At 36.5% G+C, this 17,755-nt stretch carries 17 protein-coding genes; 9 read left to right on the top strand and 8 right to left on the bottom strand.

The window, feature by feature from the left end; translation table 11 throughout:
* Positions 1-72: 72 nt before the first annotated feature.
* Entirely contained in the window at positions 73-594 is a 522-nt protein-coding gene (locus WJM97_RS16050) for a photosystem I reaction center protein subunit XI (protein ID WP_353929792.1), read from the top strand.
* An 84-nt stretch (positions 595-678) separates the two neighbouring features.
* Here the strand turns inward: WJM97_RS16050 and gmk are convergent, their stop codons facing one another.
* The 6 genes from gmk to WJM97_RS16020 all read right to left on the bottom strand — a co-directional run bounded on the left by gmk (position 679) and on the right by WJM97_RS16020 (position 5,964).
* Positions 679-1,275, bottom strand: coding sequence for a guanylate kinase (gmk, locus tag WJM97_RS16045; protein ID WP_353929791.1), 597 nt, complete (start codon positions 1,273-1,275; stop codon positions 679-681).
* 173 nt (positions 1,276-1,448) lie between these two features.
* The gene (remA, locus tag WJM97_RS16040) at positions 1,449-1,715 is read right to left on the bottom strand and encodes an extracellular matrix/biofilm regulator RemA (protein WP_353933188.1); all 267 of its coding nucleotides are present in this window, start codon (positions 1,713-1,715) and stop codon (positions 1,449-1,451) included.
* A gap of 250 nt (positions 1,716-1,965) precedes the next feature.
* Positions 1,966-2,706, bottom strand: a complete 741-nt coding sequence (locus WJM97_RS16035; RefSeq protein WP_353929790.1) for an amino acid ABC transporter ATP-binding protein — start codon at positions 2,704-2,706, stop codon at positions 1,966-1,968.
* Between the two features lie 29 nt (positions 2,707-2,735).
* Complete coding sequence (locus WJM97_RS16030; protein ID WP_353929789.1) at positions 2,736-3,758, bottom strand: amino acid ABC transporter permease; 1,023 nt, start codon at positions 3,756-3,758, stop codon at positions 2,736-2,738.
* An 82-nt stretch (positions 3,759-3,840) separates the two neighbouring features.
* On the bottom strand, positions 3,841-4,767 hold the full coding sequence (locus WJM97_RS16025; protein ID WP_353929788.1) for an ABC transporter permease subunit: 927 nt from the start codon (positions 4,765-4,767) through the stop codon (positions 3,841-3,843).
* A 135-nt stretch (positions 4,768-4,902) separates the two neighbouring features.
* Entirely contained in the window at positions 4,903-5,964 is a 1,062-nt protein-coding gene (locus WJM97_RS16020; protein ID WP_353929787.1) for an amino acid ABC transporter substrate-binding protein, read from the bottom strand.
* Between the two features lie 149 nt (positions 5,965-6,113).
* Here WJM97_RS16020 and WJM97_RS16015 point away from each other — a divergent pair, with 149 nt between their 5' ends.
* Both WJM97_RS16015 and WJM97_RS16010 read left to right on the top strand, forming a co-directional pair.
* Positions 6,114-6,671, top strand: coding sequence for a hypothetical protein (locus WJM97_RS16015; protein ID WP_353929786.1), 558 nt, complete (start codon positions 6,114-6,116; stop codon positions 6,669-6,671).
* Between the two features lie 78 nt (positions 6,672-6,749).
* Positions 6,750-7,394: a DUF3318 domain-containing protein gene (locus WJM97_RS16010; RefSeq protein WP_353929785.1), complete on the top strand. Its 645-nt coding sequence runs from the start codon at positions 6,750-6,752 to the stop codon at positions 7,392-7,394.
* 105 nt (positions 7,395-7,499) lie between these two features.
* Here WJM97_RS16010 and WJM97_RS16005 read toward each other — a convergent pair whose 3' ends face one another.
* Positions 7,500-8,297: a 7-carboxy-7-deazaguanine synthase QueE gene (locus WJM97_RS16005; protein WP_353929784.1), complete on the bottom strand. Its 798-nt coding sequence runs from the start codon at positions 8,295-8,297 to the stop codon at positions 7,500-7,502.
* 225 nt (positions 8,298-8,522) lie between these two features.
* Here WJM97_RS16005 and WJM97_RS16000 point away from each other — a divergent pair, with 225 nt between their 5' ends.
* The 3 genes from WJM97_RS16000 (at position 8,523) to modA (ending at position 12,083) form a co-directional block, all read left to right on the top strand.
* Complete coding sequence (locus tag WJM97_RS16000) at positions 8,523-9,572, top strand: anti-sigma factor antagonist (protein ID WP_353929783.1); 1,050 nt, start codon at positions 8,523-8,525, stop codon at positions 9,570-9,572.
* A 267-nt stretch (positions 9,573-9,839) separates the two neighbouring features.
* A complete protein-coding gene (locus tag WJM97_RS15995; RefSeq protein WP_353929782.1) occupies positions 9,840-11,111 on the top strand; it encodes a glycosyltransferase family 4 protein in 1,272 nt (423 codons plus the stop codon).
* A 144-nt stretch (positions 11,112-11,255) separates the two neighbouring features.
* Positions 11,256-12,083: a molybdate ABC transporter substrate-binding protein gene (modA, locus tag WJM97_RS15990; RefSeq protein WP_353929781.1), complete on the top strand. Its 828-nt coding sequence runs from the start codon at positions 11,256-11,258 to the stop codon at positions 12,081-12,083.
* 100 nt (positions 12,084-12,183) lie between these two features.
* Here modA and WJM97_RS15985 read toward each other — a convergent pair whose 3' ends face one another.
* Entirely contained in the window at positions 12,184-12,633 is a 450-nt protein-coding gene (locus WJM97_RS15985; protein ID WP_353929780.1) for a phosphate-starvation-inducible PsiE family protein, read from the bottom strand.
* Positions 12,634-12,972: 339 nt separating this feature from the next.
* On the opposite strand from WJM97_RS15985, the gene WJM97_RS15980 reads away from it, so the two are divergent.
* The 3 genes from WJM97_RS15980 (at position 12,973) to WJM97_RS15970 (ending at position 17,634) form a co-directional block, all read left to right on the top strand.
* Positions 12,973-16,644 (top strand): GAF domain-containing protein, encoded by a 3,672-nt coding sequence (locus WJM97_RS15980; RefSeq protein WP_353929779.1) that lies wholly within the window; start codon positions 12,973-12,975, stop codon positions 16,642-16,644.
* 2 nt (positions 16,645-16,646) lie between these two features.
* Positions 16,647-17,021, top strand: coding sequence for a response regulator (locus tag WJM97_RS15975; RefSeq protein WP_353929778.1), 375 nt, complete (start codon positions 16,647-16,649; stop codon positions 17,019-17,021).
* 238 nt (positions 17,022-17,259) lie between these two features.
* Entirely contained in the window at positions 17,260-17,634 is a 375-nt protein-coding gene (locus tag WJM97_RS15970; RefSeq protein WP_353929777.1) for a hypothetical protein, read from the top strand.
* Positions 17,635-17,755: the final 121 nt, after the last annotated feature.

The following is a 17,755-nucleotide window of genomic DNA, read 5'->3' as shown; positions in this document are numbered from 1 at the left end:
AGTAATTAGTTTAAGCTTTATAACTATTTACTGATAAATGCCACCATTGTGAATTTTGAGGCAATATAAAATATGGCACAATCAGTCAACGCTTCCAAGAATCTCGCCAGTGATCCCAGAAATCGGGAAACAGTGAGACCCGCTGGTCGTGATCCCCAAGATGGAAATTTAGAGACTCCAATTAATTCTTCACCCTTGGTGAAGTGGTTTATTGGTAATCTCCCCGCTTATCGTCCTGGTCTAAATCCTTTTAGACGTGGTTTAGAAGTGGGTATGGCTCACGGTTACTTGCTGTTTGGACCTTTCCATAAGTTGGGTCCATTACGTAATGCTGACAATGCTACCTTGGCTGGGTTGTTGGGTAGTATTGGTTTAGTTGTCATTCTGACAGCTTGCTTGTCAATGTATGCTAATAGCAATCCTGATAAAGCATTAGCGAGTGTGACTGTACCCAATCCGCCTGTAGATGCTTTTAACTCCAAAGAAAGCTGGAACAACTTTGCCAGTGCTTTCTTAATTGGTGGTATTGGTGGTGCAGTAGTTGCTTTCTTCTTGACTGTTAACTCTGGTCTTATCCAAGGTTTAATCGGTTAATCTGATTGGTGGTAATGGGTAATTGATCATTGGTAATTGTTAATCATGTGATTGTAATTACCCATTACTAAATAAAATTTCTGCTTATGCAAATAAAATCGCTTCGATTTGGTGCAAGGCAGTTTCAAAATCATCATTGACAATTTGAATATCAAACTCCCCAGCAGCTTGAATTTCTGCTTGAGCGCGATTTAAACGACGGGCGATCGCCTCTTCAGAATCTTGTCCCCGTCCGCGTATCCGGTTTTCTAATTCCAAGAATGTTGGTGGAAGTATAAAAATACTCAAAGCATTTGGGTAAGAACGCCTAATTTGTCTTGCCCCTTCTAATTCAATTTCTAGCACCACTAACTTGCCAGATTTAATTTTTTCTAGCACTGCTGCACGGGGTGTGCCGTAATAATTATTGGCAAATTCTGCCCATTCCAAAAATTCACCTTGAGCCACTAATTTTTCAAATTGGCTGCGGTCAACAAAGTAATAATTTTGACCATTTATTTCTCCTGGGCGGGGAGAACGAGTTGTAGCAGATACAGAGTAGTACAGTTCTGGATGACGCTCCAGAAGTTTCTGCATGAGAGTTCCCTTCCCAACGCCACTAGGACCGGTTAAAACAACTAATTTGCCTAGAGAAAGAATTTGTTGGGTAGTAGCACCACTGTAAATTGGTAAAACTTGCATTATCCGTTTAACTTTTGATTTGGTCGCTAAATGTTTTTCCCTAGTCTTACATCTTGCTGATATGACAAAGAGAGACTAGGGAAGTTTTAAAATTGGTGACAGAAAACTTACATTAATTTATATCCTACGGCCGAAATGCTGTAAATAGGGGCTTTGATTGCCCCACCTTTAAATTAATTATCCACTGTATGATGATCGCGGGAAATGACAAAGCGATTTGCTACCGTTTCCGGCTGAATTGCTGATAAAACAATATGACTAGAATCAGTAATAATTACAGCCCTAGTCCGACGGCCATAGGTGGCATCAATCAGTTGTCCTCTGTCTCTAGCGTCGGTAATAATACGCTTAATGGGAGCAGATTCTGGACTGACAATAGCAACCACTCGATTGGCTGATACGATGTTCCCAAAACCAATGTTGATTAATTGAATATCCATAAAAAAACAGGCGCTCAAAGCGCGAGAAAAAGCTTGTGATAAACATATTCTCATGTTATACCTAAAAAATCGGAGTTACAACGACTAAAGTGTTGATATCTTGAGTTTTTATCTAACAACTGCTTTTTTTTAGTTATTTATTAGCCAATAATACTAAAAATATCTCTCCAGGTATATGAAAAATTATATTCATCAAGGCTAGTGATTTTGTGCTTGTTAGTCTAAATTCTAATTTACATAAGCTGTAACACTAAAGAATTTGTGATAAAAACTTCCGTGATCTTTCTTCTTGTGGTGCGGTAAAAAATGTCTCAGGTGTTGCTTCTTCAACGAGAGAACCACTATCCATAAGAATTACTCTATCAGCAACTTCCCGCGCAAAACCCACTTCATGAGTGACGACAACCATTGTCATTCCTTCACGAGCAAGATTTTTCATCACATCTAATACCTCTCTGACCATTTCCGGATCTAAAGCTGAAGTTGGTTCATCAAATAGCATGATTTTGGGTTGCATTGCTAAGGCACGCGCTATAGCTACCCGTTGCTGTTGTCCACCAGATAACTGTCCTGGATATTTATGTGCTTGGGCTAAAATTCCTACCCTTTCTAACAGTTGCATTGCTAATTCTTCCGCTTTAGCTTTTTGTAATTTCCTTACCCAAATAGGTGCGAGGGTAATATTTTGTAAAACTGTTAAATGGGGAAATAAATTAAACTGTTGAAATACCATTCCTGCTTCTTTGCGGATGGTTTCAATATTTTTTAAATCACGACTGAGAGTAATTCCATCAATAGTAATTTTACCTTGTTGATATTCCTCTAAAGCGTTAAATGTGCGGATAAAAGTTGATTTTCCCGAACCAGAAGGACCCATTAAAACGACAACTTCTCCCCGGTTAACAGTGAGACTAACACCTTTAAGAACATGAAATTTACCATACCATTTATGAACTTCTTCAGCGATAATAACAGGTTCTTGAACTTGCATGATTTTAAACCTCAATTTAGTACGTTTTTCTAATTACCTAACTGCTTTTCTAATTTACGAGCAGCGAAGGACATGGAATAACAAAATATCCAATAAACAAAACCAATGAATATATATACCTCTGCATATTTTCCCAAAAATCGTGGTTGAGCTAAAATAGTTCTAGCAATACCTGTTAATTCGACTAATCCTACTAAAGATAACAGAGAAGTATCTTTAAATAAACCAATAAACTGACCGACAATAGCCGGAATAACAGCGCGTAAAGCTTGAGGTAAAACAACGAATATTAATATTAAAGGTGTATTTAAACCTAATGCTTTTGCTGCTTCAGATTGTCCCCTGGGAATTGATTGTAACCCACCGCGCACATTTTCCGCCATGTATGCAGCACTGAATAAAACTAATCCAGCAATACCTCTAACTAAACGATCTAAACGTAAATCTGCTGGTAAAAATAGAGGTAACATAACCTGAGCCAGAAACAGAATACCGATTAATGGTAGTCCTCTAAATATTTCAATATAGAGAATAGAAAACCAGCGAATTATAAATAACTTACTTGTTCTCCCTAAAGCTAATAATACACCAAAAGGAAAAGAAAGAATAATACTAACTGTTGCCATTAACAAAGTTAGTAATAAACCATTCCATAAATTTGTAGATACAGATTTTAAACCAAAACCGCCACCAATTAACCAGATATTAATTGCAAAAGATAATAACCAAGCTGGTGCAAGTAAAGGAATAATAAATTGAGAAAATCTATTTTTAATAACATTTTGATGCTTAGTAAAAACACCCCAAGTAATTAAACCTAAAACCGTAATAATTCCGGCAACGATCCAAATACGCCAATATAAAACTTGGGGATATCTACCAACTAAAAAAAGATGTAAATTAAGATAAACAACTTGCCATTGTGCTTGAGTAAAAGACCAAACCAGAATATTTTTAATTGCCCAAAATATAAATATAAGACAAACTATAGTTGATAATCCATTATACCACGTACTAAAAAGGTTTTTTCTGAACCAACTTAACATATTCATCTGTAAATTATTCCCTAAAATAAAACTATTGTTATTAACCTTTCTCTTCCTCTGTGTTCTCTGCGCCTCTGCGGTTCGTTACTCATCTTTCCTTAATTTGTACAGAACGATTTAATAAATTCATCATCAAAGAAATAAATAAACTCAAAATCAGATAAGTAAACATAATTAACAACATCACCTCTACAGCTTTACCTGTTTGATTAAAAGTAGTAGAAGCGACAAAATAAACATCAGGATAACCGATTGCGATCGCCAAACTAGAATTTTTAGTTAAATTCAAATATTGGCTAGTCAGCGGGGGAATAATCACCCGTAAAGCTTGGGGAAAAATGACAAAACGCATCACCAGACCAGGTTTTAAACCAAGCGATCGCCCAGCTTCCCATTGTCCTTTAGCAACTGATTTAATTCCTCCTCTGACAATTTCGGCAATAAAAGCACCAGTGTAAAAAGTTAAACCTAGTAACAAGGTTGCAAACTCAGGAGAAAAATTAACCCCAAAAACTTCAATTCCATTTTGACTAAAACCAAACACACCCAAAACAGAAACTTTATTGTCTACCTTGGGGAAATTCAGAAAAACAGAGAAATACCAAAATAGTAACTGTAATAATAATGGAGTATTTCTAAAAATCTCCACATACACAGAACTGATATTTCGCACCAACCAATTATCAGATAAGCGAGCAATCCCCGCAGTTATCCCCACAATTGTCGTCAGGATAATTCCAGTAACAGCTATTTTTAAAGAATTCAGCAACCCTATCAATAAAGCTCGGATATAGTTATCAGTGGGACTATAATTGATCGGAGTCTCCCCAATATCAAAAGATGCTTGTTGTTGGAGAAAATCAAACCCGAAATTAATTCCTAACTGTCGTAAATTGCGGTTGAGATTCATCCCTAAAATCACAACTATAGAAATAGCTAAAACTACAGCTATAACTTGTGTGGCAATTTGCCAAAAGAGAGAATCTCGCCAAATTGGAGGTTTGGAATTAGTCATTATTCATTATTCATGAGTTATTAGTTAATTGAAGCATTGGGTATTTAGTTATCAGGAGAAGACATAAGACAAGATGCGAAAGGTAACATTTCTTTACAGTTAATCAATCTTTCTTCCCCTGCTTCCCCTGTGTCCTTATCTAAACGGAGGTGCGTAGAGTAAACCACCTTTTGTAGCCAGTTGATTTTGATTGCGGGGAAGATTGAGCTTTGTTTGTGTCCCCAAATTGCGATCATAAATTTCGCCGTAATTACCAACGTGCTTAACTACTCGCGCGGCAAAATCACTACTTAAACCTAATCCTGCTCCCAAATTGCCTTCTGTACCTAAAAAGCGCTTAATTTCTGGATCATTACTGTTAGCGAACTCAGCTAGATTTTGAGAATTAATTCCTAATTCTTCAGCTTTAATCAAAGCATAAACAACCCACTTAACCGTATCTCGCCATTGAGGATCACCTTTAGCAACTGCCGGGGCTAAGGGTTCAGAAGAAAGTAACTCATCGAGAATGATATTATCTTCTGGTTTGGGTAAAGTTGTACGCCGGGAAACCAAAGCCGAACGATCAGCCGTGATCCCATTACAGCGACCTTCTGCGTAAGTTGCAAAAGTAATATTGATATCTTCAAAAACAACAGGTTTGTAAGTAATACTCCGTTTCCGCATTTGGTCAGCTAAATTTTGTTCAGTGGTTGTCCCACTTTGAGCGCAGATAGCTTTATCTTTTAAATCTGCTAGGGACTTAACACCGCTACTTTTATTAACCATCATTGCTTGACCATCATAAAAAACCACTGGTGCAAAATCCAAACCAACAGAAGTATCACGGCTGAAAGTCCAGCTAGTATTACGGCTGAGTAAATCTACTTCTCCAGTTTGTAAAGCAGTAAATCTTTCCTTAGAGTTCAGGTTACGAAATTCCACTGCATTGGGATCATCAAACAAAGCCGCAGCCACAGCACGACAAACATCCACATCAATACCGCTATAGTTACCATCTGTACCCACAAAACTAAAGCCTGGTAACTCACCACTCACACCGCACATTAGCTGACCACGGGTTTTTACTATACTGCCGATATTGCGAGTGATTGGTTTTGTCGTGTTATCCGTTGTTCCTGATTCACCACCACAAGCACTGAGGGTAAAAATGAAGGGAGCTAAAATTAGAGCTAAAGCTGATTTGTGTATATTCATAAGCCTAAAGTTTTAAGAACAAGAAGTTTAATCAAAAAGCTACCAATTTATCAAATTCAGCCAAGGAACACAATACATGAAAAGCAATGCCCATAGCAGGTTAAACTAGGTGTGGTGACAGTCGCTCCAACGTTCCTTATGAGGTTTTTATGGGGGCTAATCTGAAACAAATAGCCAATTATTTAGATAACCTTGGCTGGGAATATCGCTTTGATCAAGAAGAAGACAGAATTATCACAGGTGTGGAAGCTGATCACCTAGAAGATTTTCTGATCGTTGTTCAGTTGGATGAAGATGGAAAATTTTTCCGCGTCTTTGCACCTCAAGTTTTAGCAGGAGTGAAAGAACATCCTTACAAAGCTTCTATCCTACAAACAATGTTGGCCATTTCCTGGGAAACCAAAATGTTGCAATGGGAGTATGATCCCTCCGATGGGGAAATTCGTGCCATTATTGAATTTCCCTTAGAAGATTCAATACTCACAGAAAGACAATTCCATCGTTGCTTGAGTGGATTAATCCAAGTAGTTGACAGCGTAGCCTTACCACGTCTTCAACAGGTGATGGAGACAGGAGAAGATCCCGGTAACATAGAGTTAGGGGAAAGACTCTTGCTGAGTATCCAAGAAGAAGCCCCTGGATTACTCGATTTGTTAGAAAAAGCAATAGAAGCTAGAAAAAGACGGGGCAGTTTTTCCGACGAGTAAGCAGGATCATCACTGTAATAGCTATACTCCAAAGTGATAACCTCACTAATATAAAGAAATTTTTTAAGGCTGGATTTTATGACATCCTATACAACCTCCTCAGCCAAAGCGGAAATGAGTGAACTCCGGCGGTTGAAAAGCTTACTACCCCCAGAATTACAAAGTTGGGTGACAGTTGAAGGTACAACAGAGGTAAGTCCTCCTCTGGTTCGTTGTGAAGAAATTGGTAAAGACCAAGTAGAAATCCAAATTGACTTGGTGAAATGGGACGCTTTAGCCATGGATCAACGTAATCTGTTGTTTTGGCATGAAGTCGCCAGAATTCAGAATGATACAGTTCCTAAAGATGGTTGGGAAATGGCAGCACTAGCTATTGGTTTAGGTGGTGCTGTGGGTGAATTATGGGTACAAGATGGTTTATTGCTGGTACTAGCCTTGGCTCTTTGTGGGGTTTCCGGCTGGAGACTATATCAGAAGAATAATGGAGAAAAGCAAATCAGGGAATTGCTGGATGCTGATGAAAAGGCGATCGCCCTAGCTACCCGCTTTGGTTATAGTCTCCCCAATGCCTACAAGAGTTTGGGTAGTGCCTTAAAAACCTTAATTGACACTACACCCAGTAAACGTCAGCGTTCTCGCTATGAAGCCAGACTGTCTGCCCTCAAACGTAGTGCTAACAAAGCCAAAGCCAAATCAAAATCCACCGATGAAGGCAGATTTTAAGGAAGATGGGGCGACTTGCACTGAGCGATAGCCTGCGTGGCGTAGCCATAGCCGAAGTGTGGGGAGATGGGGAGAAATATTTACCTCCTGCCTCCTGCCTCCTGCCTACAACTGGTTTAACATTTTGTGTGTCTGGGGTATAACCCGCACTTGTTTAACAAATTTTTTCATCAAGGCTTGCCATTCTAAAACTTGATCGGGAAGGGGTGCTAAAACAGGCACTTCACTAAATTTTTGCGTTTCGGTTAGGGGTGTAACAGGTTGCAAAAATATGGGTATATTTTCATTAACTTCCCTGACTAAACTAGCAGCACGTTCCAATTCGCCAGGATCTGTCCTTTGAGAGACAATTATCTTGACAAAAATTTCTAAATTTGCATCAAGGCATAGTTGGAGAAATTGTTGATGTTCTGTCCAATGACTTTCACCACTCACGCTAGGGATTTTTAAATCCATGCCCACGGAGTCAAGATAGGGCAAAATCATGGGCAACTGTTCTGGACGATGTCCTCCGGTTTCCAGATAGATAGGTAAATTAGTGAGCGATCGCACCTCTGGTAAAAACTGCGCCAAAAAAGGAGCATGAAGAAGAGGTTCGCCTCCAGTTAAGCTGATACTATCGTGTAAAGAAGGCAAATTTTGTCTTGTTACCCATTCAACTAACATGGAAATAGAAATAGGATTAGAGTAGATTTCAAAATCTCTTAGTCCAGGAGAACGCTCTATATGACAGGAAGAAGGTGCATTCCAGGTATGGGCGCTATCGCAAAAGTGGCATCGCAAGTCACAAATACCAAAGCGAATAAAAATTTGACGTGTCCCGACGTTGAGTCCTTCTCCTTGAATAGCAGAAAAAACTTCAACCAGGCGTGCAGTAGGTTTAACTGTAGTTTTAGCAATCATGAGATGATAGGTAGCAGTGCAAGTCCAATAACGGCACAGCGCGAGCGATCGCCCCGATTTGGTGCAACAGCAAGTATGTTTATAACTTCTTGTTCCATTGTCAACCCTAATCAGGGATATACCATCTTTTAGCTAACAACTAGCCATTAGTTCTTAATCCTACTTTTTTAACATTAGGTTAAGTAATTTTCTAGGACAAAATCATGTTTGGCAGATTAGATTTAGATGGCAACTAAAGTGCATAGCTTCATGAGTAGCCAACCCACAGAGGCAAATTTCCCAGTTACTTACCTGAACGATACCGCAGTAGTCCAGGTGTCAATGCGTTTGAGCGTGGTTGAGGCTGTCGGCTTTAAGCAAACCTGCCAAAACCTACTCCAAGCTGATTCACATCCCCAACAGGTAATCATTGATTTCCAAAATACTATCTTTATGGATAGTAGCGGTTTAGGTGCTTTAGTGAGTAATTTTAAATATGCCCAAGAACAAAGTATCACATTTAAACTTTGTCATGTCACTCCCCAGGTGATGGCAGTATTAAATCTAACAGGATTAGATCAGGTATTTTCTATTGAGTCTTATAAAAGCTTCGAAAGCACGGAATCTAATGATTCAGGAGATAATCGGAAAACTGCTGGTCGAAAAGTAGACCCCCTCCCACAAACTCATCCTTCTGTGGCCTCTTGGATGAAAAGAGTCATTGATATTATTGGATCATTGGTAGGTTTAGTAATTACAGGGTTTTTATTTATTCCCATTGCGATCTCTATCCAACTCAACGATCCAGGCCCGATTTTCTTTAGACAAACTCGCTGTGGGTGGATGGGTAAACGTTTTTATATTTGGAAATTCCGTTCTATGTGTGTAGATGCGGAAGCCAAAAAAGCCCAAGTGAAAAACCAAGTAGAAGGTGCTTTCTTTAAAAATGAAAACGACCCCAGAATCACTAAAATAGGACGCTTTTTACGTCGTACCAGTTTAGATGAACTGCCGCAATTTTGGAATGTCCTCAAAGGGGAAATGAGTTTAGTTGGCACTAGGCCACCTACCCCTGATGAAGTAGAAAGATACGAAGTCCCAGAATGGCAACGTTTAGATGTTAAACCAGGCATGACCGGAGAATGGCAGGTAAACGGCCGTTCCACAGTCCGCAGTTTTGAAGATGTAATTCGTCTAGATTTGCAGTATCAGCAAAATTGGACTTTAGTTTACGATTTAAAACTGATTTTCAAAACCATAATCATATTGTTTCACAAAAACAGTGGTGCTGTTTAATAGTTATCAGTTATCAGGGATAAAAATCACCCAAATTTACCTCTGAAAAAGTTTTATTTTTGACAACTTAATTGATTTTTTTAATTTACCCAAGCCTCATATAGCTTAGGGTAAATTTTACTTTATATAAAAATTTACCAAATCTTCAAGAAAAGTTACTGATAAAAGACAGCATAAAGGCATAATGTAATATACTGCAAAGTAGCATTAATGACGGATACTCTTTGTCATTCAGCACAAAAACCAGGTAGCTCTGACTAATTTGTTATGCGGATTTTAATCTATTCCTACAATTACCACCCAGAACCCATTGGTATTGCCCCGCTAATGACGGAATTAGCACAAGGACTGGTCAAACGTGGACACGAAGTCCGCGTTGTCACAGCTATGCCAAACTACCCCGAACGTCAAATTTACCCAGAATATCGCGGTAAGCTGTATTTAACTGAACATAAAAATGGCGTTCACATTCAACGCAGTTTTGTATGGATTCGCCCCCAACCAAATTTATTAGATCGGGTTTTATTAGACGCTAGTTTTGTTGTCACCAGTTTTATACCCGCATTTATGGGTAAACGCCCAGATGTAATTATTTTAACTTCTCCATCTTTGCCTGTTTGTATCCCCGCTACCCTACTAGGATGGTTACGTAACTGTCCAGTGGTCTTAAATTTACAAGATATATTACCCGAAGCCGCAGTCCATGTGGGATTGCTCAAAAATAAATTATTAATCAAAATATTCACAGCATTAGAAAAGTTCGCCTACGCCAAAGCGACAAAAATCAGTGTTATTGCTGATGGATTTGTAGAAAATTTACTTTCCAAAAACGTACCAGCTAGTAAAATTGTCCAAATTCCCAACTGGGTTGATGTCAACTTTATCAGCCCCTTACCAAAAGAAGCAAACCCTTTCCGAACTACACATAAACTCAATGGTAAGTTTGTAATCTTATATTCTGGCAATATTGCTCTCACGCAAGGCTTGGAAACTGTAATTAAAGCTGCTGCCAAACTACGAGATATTACTGAAATAGCCTTTGTGATTGTGGGTGAAGCAAAAGGGTTACAAAGATTACAACAACACTGTTTAGACTGGGGCGCAGATAATGTTTTATTATTGCCTTTTCAACCCCGTCAAGAACTACCACAAATGTTAGCAGCCGCAGATGTGGGCTTAGTTGTACAAAAGAAAAATGTAATTTCCTTCAATATGCCATCAAAAATCCAAGTTTTGCTTGCAAGTGGCAGAGCAATATTAGGATCAGTACCAGACAATGGTACAGCAGCTAGAGCAATTACAAAAAGCGAAGGGGGAGTTATTGTTCCTCCCGAAGACTCTCAAGCCCTAGCAACAGCAATTTTAGACCTTTACCAAAAACCAGACAAGGTAAAAACTCTCGGTGAAAATAGCCGTAAATATGCCGTAGAGCAATACGCTTTTGAGCAAGCACTTAATCAGTATGAAGCACTTTGCGATTCATTAACAGCAGATGATAAAGTAATCAATCACCCATCTGTGACTAAACAAGAAGTTTAAGCAAGAATTTTTCGGATCTTACCAACCGTAAATCGTCAAATCAAACACATTTTTTCCAATACAAGTATGTGAAGATATACCAACTTAACTGGTAAGAATTTCCTACCATTGCACTTTTTTAGTTGGGATCAATTTTTTGATTTTATGCGAAAAAATTCCTCAAACCCTCTTTTTTCCATCAAAAGACGACAATTTTTCACATTAATTGCGACAGCATTAACCACAATGCTTGTAGTAATTGGCTTACCAACCGTGACTTCAGTCCCCGTAGTAGGGCAGTCAAATACCAACCTACTTATTTCTGTGGCTGCCAGTATGAAAGATGTGATGGAAGAAATTAAGCCTCTTTACCAACAAAGTCAAGGAAACATCAAAATAAATTACAACTTTGGTGCGTCTGGTGCTTTGCAAAGACAAATAGAACAAGGTGCGCCTGTAGATATGTTTATCTCTGCGGCTAAAAAGCAAGTAGATGGTTTGGAGGCAAAAAATCTTTTATTACCTGGTAGTCGTGTAGTTATTGCTAAAAACCGTCTAGTTTTAATTGTACCAAATAATGTTTCTGGTATTAGTAGTTTCTACAATCTCCCAGATACAAAAGTTAGAAAAATAGCCATCGGTGAACCTAGAAGCGTACCGGCTGGACAATATGCACAACAAGTATTGCAAAAATTAAACCTGTGGGACAAACTAAAATCAAAACTGGTTTACGCTAAAAATGTCCGTCAAGTTTTAGCATCTGTAGAAAGTGGAAATGCTGATGCTGGGTTAGTTTATGCCACTGATGCCAAAATCTCTAATAAAGTCAAAGTTGTTGTTGCAGCAGATGAAAAATATCACTCGGCTATTATCTATCCCTTAGCAATAATCAAACGTAGTAAAAATATTGATGCAGCTAAGAATTTTACCGAGTTCTTATCTAGTGAACCAGCCAAAGCTGTATTTAAAAAATATGGGTTTATTCTACCTTAGCTATGGCTGAAATTAAATTCCTGCATTTCTGAATTATGCAGGAATAACAATTAACAGGATTAATTTAATTAACAATGTGCATTTTAATTTTAAAAAATTCCTAATCTTCACTCATTTTGACTTGTCCCAATAACTTATTTATCCAAGGACTAGCAATAAAGATTGCTGCCAAAACTAATAAAAATACAGAAATCCCAAAAATTTGGTCATTAGGAATTTCTAATACACCTCGTAAAATAATTTCTCTTAATGCAGAAACAATGGTAATTTCTACGGCAGCACCGACGGATATACTATGTTCTTGGATGTAATCTACTAATAGCCTAAATAATTCTACAAGTATCAAGATAAACAAAATATCAGATGTTACTTGTCTTAAATCTAAGGGATTTAAAAAGGAGATGAACATATCCCCTAATCTGATCAACATTACACAAAATAAACCCACGCAAAGCGAAATAACAATAATATCTTGAAAAATTTCTAAATTACGGACGATTCTATCACGTTGAAACCAACTATTTACTTCTACAAGTATGCGTTTTGGCATAATCGCTCCATTATATATATTTTTATTGCTGGTAATCAATAATCTTAAATTAAAACTGCAATTGACACTGTTTATATAGAGCATTAATCAATTATTTAAACCAACTTCTACAAATATATATTTTACTAACTCTGATTTCTATAATAAAAAGCTAACCCAAAACAATCTTTTAATCTAGCTTTAGATAGATGATTAAGTTATATTTTTCTATATTTAGATATATAAATTTAGGGAGTTATTAATTATGTCGTTAACGATGATATTTTTTGATTATCATGTCTATAAACTATCTATGCTCAAAAATTTTTTAACATATATTCTTTACTAAGCGGGTAATATATGAACCAAGATAATTTTTTACCCTTAAATACACCAGTAGATGTAAGTAATTGTGATCAAGAACCGATTCATATACCTGGTTCAATTCAACCTCATGGTATTATGATAGTTTGCCAAGAACCTAAATTAAATATTATTCAAATTAGTCAGAATACTTTTGAAATCGTGGGTATCCCTCCTGAAGATATATTAGGTAAAACTCTAAAAATATTGTTTAATAACTCGCAAATTCAGCTAATCAAAAAATCTTTAGCAGAAATTTCCGAAAATATTAATCCTTTAGAATTATATATTCATACCCAAAAAGGTAGAAAAACTTTTGATGGCATAATTCATAAATCAGATGAGCTAATAGTTATAGAATTAGAACCTGTTAGTGGTAAAATAAATGATTTTCTGACTTTTTATAAATTGGTACAACCTATTATTTGCAAGATGCAGAGATTAGTAGGTTTGGATGAATTTTGCCAAAATATGGTCAAAGAAATCCGTAATTTAACAGGCTTTGATCGAGTCATGGTTTATAAGTTTGATCCTCAAGGTGCAGGTGAGGTCATAGCAGAAGATAAGTTAGAAAGCTTAGATTCTTTTATGGGTTTACATTATCCAGCTTCGGACATACCTAAGCAAGCGAGAAAACTATATACTCTTAATGTTTTGCGTTTAATTCCTGATGTGAATTATCAATCTGTAAAACTAATATCTATTGACAATTCAGTTAATAATCAACCCTTGGATCTAAGTGGGAGTGTCTTAAGAAGTGTTTCACCTATACATATTGAATATTTGAAAAATATGGGTGTGAATGCTTCTATGTCAATTTCCTTAATTAGAGAGCAAAAATTATGGGGTCTAATTGCTTGTCATCATTATTTATCCCCTCAATATATTAGTTATAAATTACGTACAGCTTGCGAATTACTGGGTAGGGTAATTCCTATGGAAATAGCTGCTAAAGAAGAAAATGAGTATTTGGCACACAAATTAATTTTGCAGAAAATTTTATCTAATTTATTAAATAATTTGACTGAAGATGATGATTGGATAGAAGCTTTAATTGAAAACAGAAGTCAACTTTTGGAATTAGTCACAGCCCAAGGAGTAGTAGTTTGTAACGCAGAAAATATCAAAATGATTGGTAAAACTCCTATCTTAAAGGAAGTAAAAAATATTCTGGAATATCTGAATAATTACATTTTTAATCAATGTGCAAGTGATTATATGTATGTAACAGATTGTTTGCCTCAAATTTACCCAACAGCAGAAAATTTTACAAATGTTGCTAGTGGTTTGTTGGCAGTCATGATTTCTCAGGAACATAAACAATATATTTTATGGTTTCGTTCTGAAGTAATGCAAACTGTAAATTGGGCGGGAAATCCTCATAAACCAGTGGAAATAAATGCTGATGGAAATATTCAGTTATCTCCCCGGAAATCCTTTGATTTGTGGCAAGAAACAGTAAAACTAAAATCTTTACCTTGGGACAGATGCGAAATTGAAGTGGTCCAAGAATTAAGAAATATAATTGTGGGTCTAGTTTTTAAAAAATCAGAGAAAATTTCTAAAATTCATCAGCAATTAATGCTGGCTTTGCAATCAGCAAAAATGGGAGTATGGGATTGGGATTTATTGCAAAATCATATTGTTTGGTCTATTGGTCATAATCAATTGTTTGGGTTAGTAGAACTAGATTCTATAGATACTTATGAGGGTTTTAAATCATTGATTGATCCACGAGATCGGGAATCTGTGGATTTAGCTATTAATCAGGCCTTAGTTGAACAGCATGATTATTATCAAGATTTTCGTGTGGTTTGGCCTGATGGTAGTAGCCATTGGCTACAAGGTAGAGGTAAATTTTTCTTAAACGATGTAGGTGAAGCTGTACGATTTTTAGGAACAGTAGTAGAAATTAGTGATGTTTACGACGAGCTTCGTAAACGCAAATTAGCCGAAATTCAACTGCAAGAACTGAATTTAGATTTAGAAAACAGAGTCAAACAAAGAACTTTAGAATTAGAAAACTCTCAAGCAGCATTACAACAGCAAGTTAAACAGCAGCAACTGGTAATGGCGATCGCATTACGCATTCGTCAAAGTTTGCATCTGCATGAAATCCTCAACACTGCTGTCACCGAAGTACGCGAATTTATCCACGCAGATCGAGTATTTATTTATCGCTTTGAGCCAGACTATAGTGGGTATATTGTGGTGGAATCTGTTAGTGATGATTGGAATTCTGCCTTAAATGTCAAAATTGAAGATACTTGCTTCATGGAAACTCGTGAACAAAAATACAAACAAACCGACTTTCAAGCAATAGCAGATATTTATACAGCAGACCTAACAAAATGTTACCGTGATTTACTAGCCCAATTTCAGATCAAAGCTCACTTAGTAGTTCCCATTTTTCGGGGAGAAACCCTATGGGGATTATTAGTTAGCAACCAATGTGAGACACCAAGAAACTGGCAACCTTGGGAAATTGATTTCCTCCAACAATTAGCAACACAAGTAGGCATTGCCATTCAACAATCGGAACTATATCAGCAATTAGAACAAGAACTAATAGAACGTCAGCAAATAGAAACAGCCTTACGAGGGAGCGAAAACTTATTTCGTTCTCTCAATGAATTTGCACCTGTAGGTATTTTTAAAACATCCTCTCAAGGAAAAATGCTCTATAACAATTCTAGCTGTCAACAAATTTGTGGTTTTACCCTGGAACAATCATTAGGAAATAGTTGGATAAATTTTATTCATCCTGAAGATTTAGAAGTATTTTTACCTCAGTGGAATGCTGGAGTATCAACACATCACCAACTCTCTACAGAAATACGTTTTGTCCATGAAAATAAAGCTATTCGTATTTGTCGGCTGATTGCCGTTCCCATTTTTTCTGATGCTAATGAATTCTTGGGATATGTCGGCACAATCGAAGATATTACAGATGAACAAGCAATGGATAAAATGAAAAATGAGTTCATATCTATAGTCAGTCATGAACTAAGAACTCCATTAACATCTATTCGTAGTTCTTTAGGATTACTAACTACTAGTAGCATTAGAAATCAACCAGAAAAAATGCAGAAAATATTAGAGATTGCGTCTAGTAATACAGAACGTTTAACCAGATTATTAAATGACATTCTTGATTTAGAACGACTAGAAACTAACAAATTTATCCTGCACAAAAAATCCTGCGATGCTATGAAACTGATCAGCAATGCAGTGGAATCCATGCAAACAAAAGCCCAAGAAGAAAATATTTGTTTACAGATATTACCCGGTTCTGGCCAAGTTTGGGTAGATGTAGATAGAATTTTGCAAACTCTCATCAACCTAATTAGTAATGCCATTAAATTTTCTCCTCCTCATACTACAATCAAACTAAGTGTTGAAGAAATGCCAGATAGCTATTTATTTAAAATTCAAGATCAAGGTAGAGGCATTCCTAAAGATAAGTTAGAAAGCATTTTTTGTAAGTTTCAACAAATAGATGCTACTGATTCACGGGAAAAAGGAGGAACAGGTTTAGGTTTAGCTATTTGTCGTAACATTATCCAACAGCATGGAGGTAAAATTTGGGCAGAAAGTGTTTTAGGGAAAAGTAGCACTTTTTATTTTTCTATCCCTAAGTTAGTCAGTAAAATTAGCAACCGAGAATAAAAATGACAGCAAAAAGTATTTTAGTCATAGATGATGAAGCTGATTTGGGATTCCTGATTTCTACTTGTCTAGAAGAATTCAGTGTTTGGCAAGTTTTAACTACTGACAGCGCTCATCAAGGTTTAAAGTTAGCTCAAACAGAAAAACCAGATGCAATACTTTTAGATGTGATGATGCCAGAAATAGATGGAATAACTTTATTTGGTTACTTGCAAAATAACCCTAATACCCAAAAAATACCAGTGATTTTTATGACTGCTAAAGTACAAAATTCAGATTTAGAATTATATAAAAGTTTAGGAGTTAAAGGAGTAATTACTAAACCATTTAATCCCTTTACTCTTGTGAAAAGAATTACAGAAATTCTGCAATGGTAATCATCTCTTAATTCCTAACCATTCACACACAAAAGTTTATATATTTTTGTATATCAATTGCTAAAGAAAATATGTGGAAAATTAGATGAAATCAAAAATCAACTATATAAACAGTGATAAGGGAGTGAACGATTGTTAGATTGGAATATCTCAAAACCTGACGTAATTTAAAACCTGATTATCCAGAATAAAAGAGATTACGTTAGTATCTTGTTCTTTTCAAAAAGGACTAAATTATATGACTAAATCACACCTATCCCCAGATGATTTGCCTACCTATAAAACTATGCAAATCAGTGAAGTATTAATGAGTCAACTGGAAGAAGTCACGAAAAAACGCTTTTTCCAAGGATGTGATAATATAGTTCGCATTGTATTATCCAATTGCCATTGGTATTTCAAGGTTAATGGTGGTATTTTAATGTTAATCATGGTTTGTCATGATATAGAAAGTTACCAAAATATCATGATTAATGTTCCCTATTTAGCAGAGAAGTTAAAGCTGTTTGCTAACAAAGCTAAAATTAGTATTAGTTCACCAGTCAATAATGGTATTCCCTGGGTAATGAATGTTGATCAACCTTGCTATGGTGAAGATGTAAATAATTCATAAATCAGGGAATAGGAAATAGGGTGATTAATCTTCCCTTGTTTTCCCTGACCAAAAGAATGGGATACAAGCCCCGTCCTTCTAGGACGGCTTTATGGTAAAATTTAGGTATAGTCGCCATAGG

Source organism: Okeanomitos corallinicola TIOX110, assembly GCF_038050375.1.
In the GTDB taxonomy this organism is placed as follows: Bacteria; Cyanobacteriota; Cyanobacteriia; order Cyanobacteriales; family Nostocaceae; genus Okeanomitos; species Okeanomitos corallinicola.
This window is presented reverse-complemented; position numbering and strand designations above follow the sequence as displayed.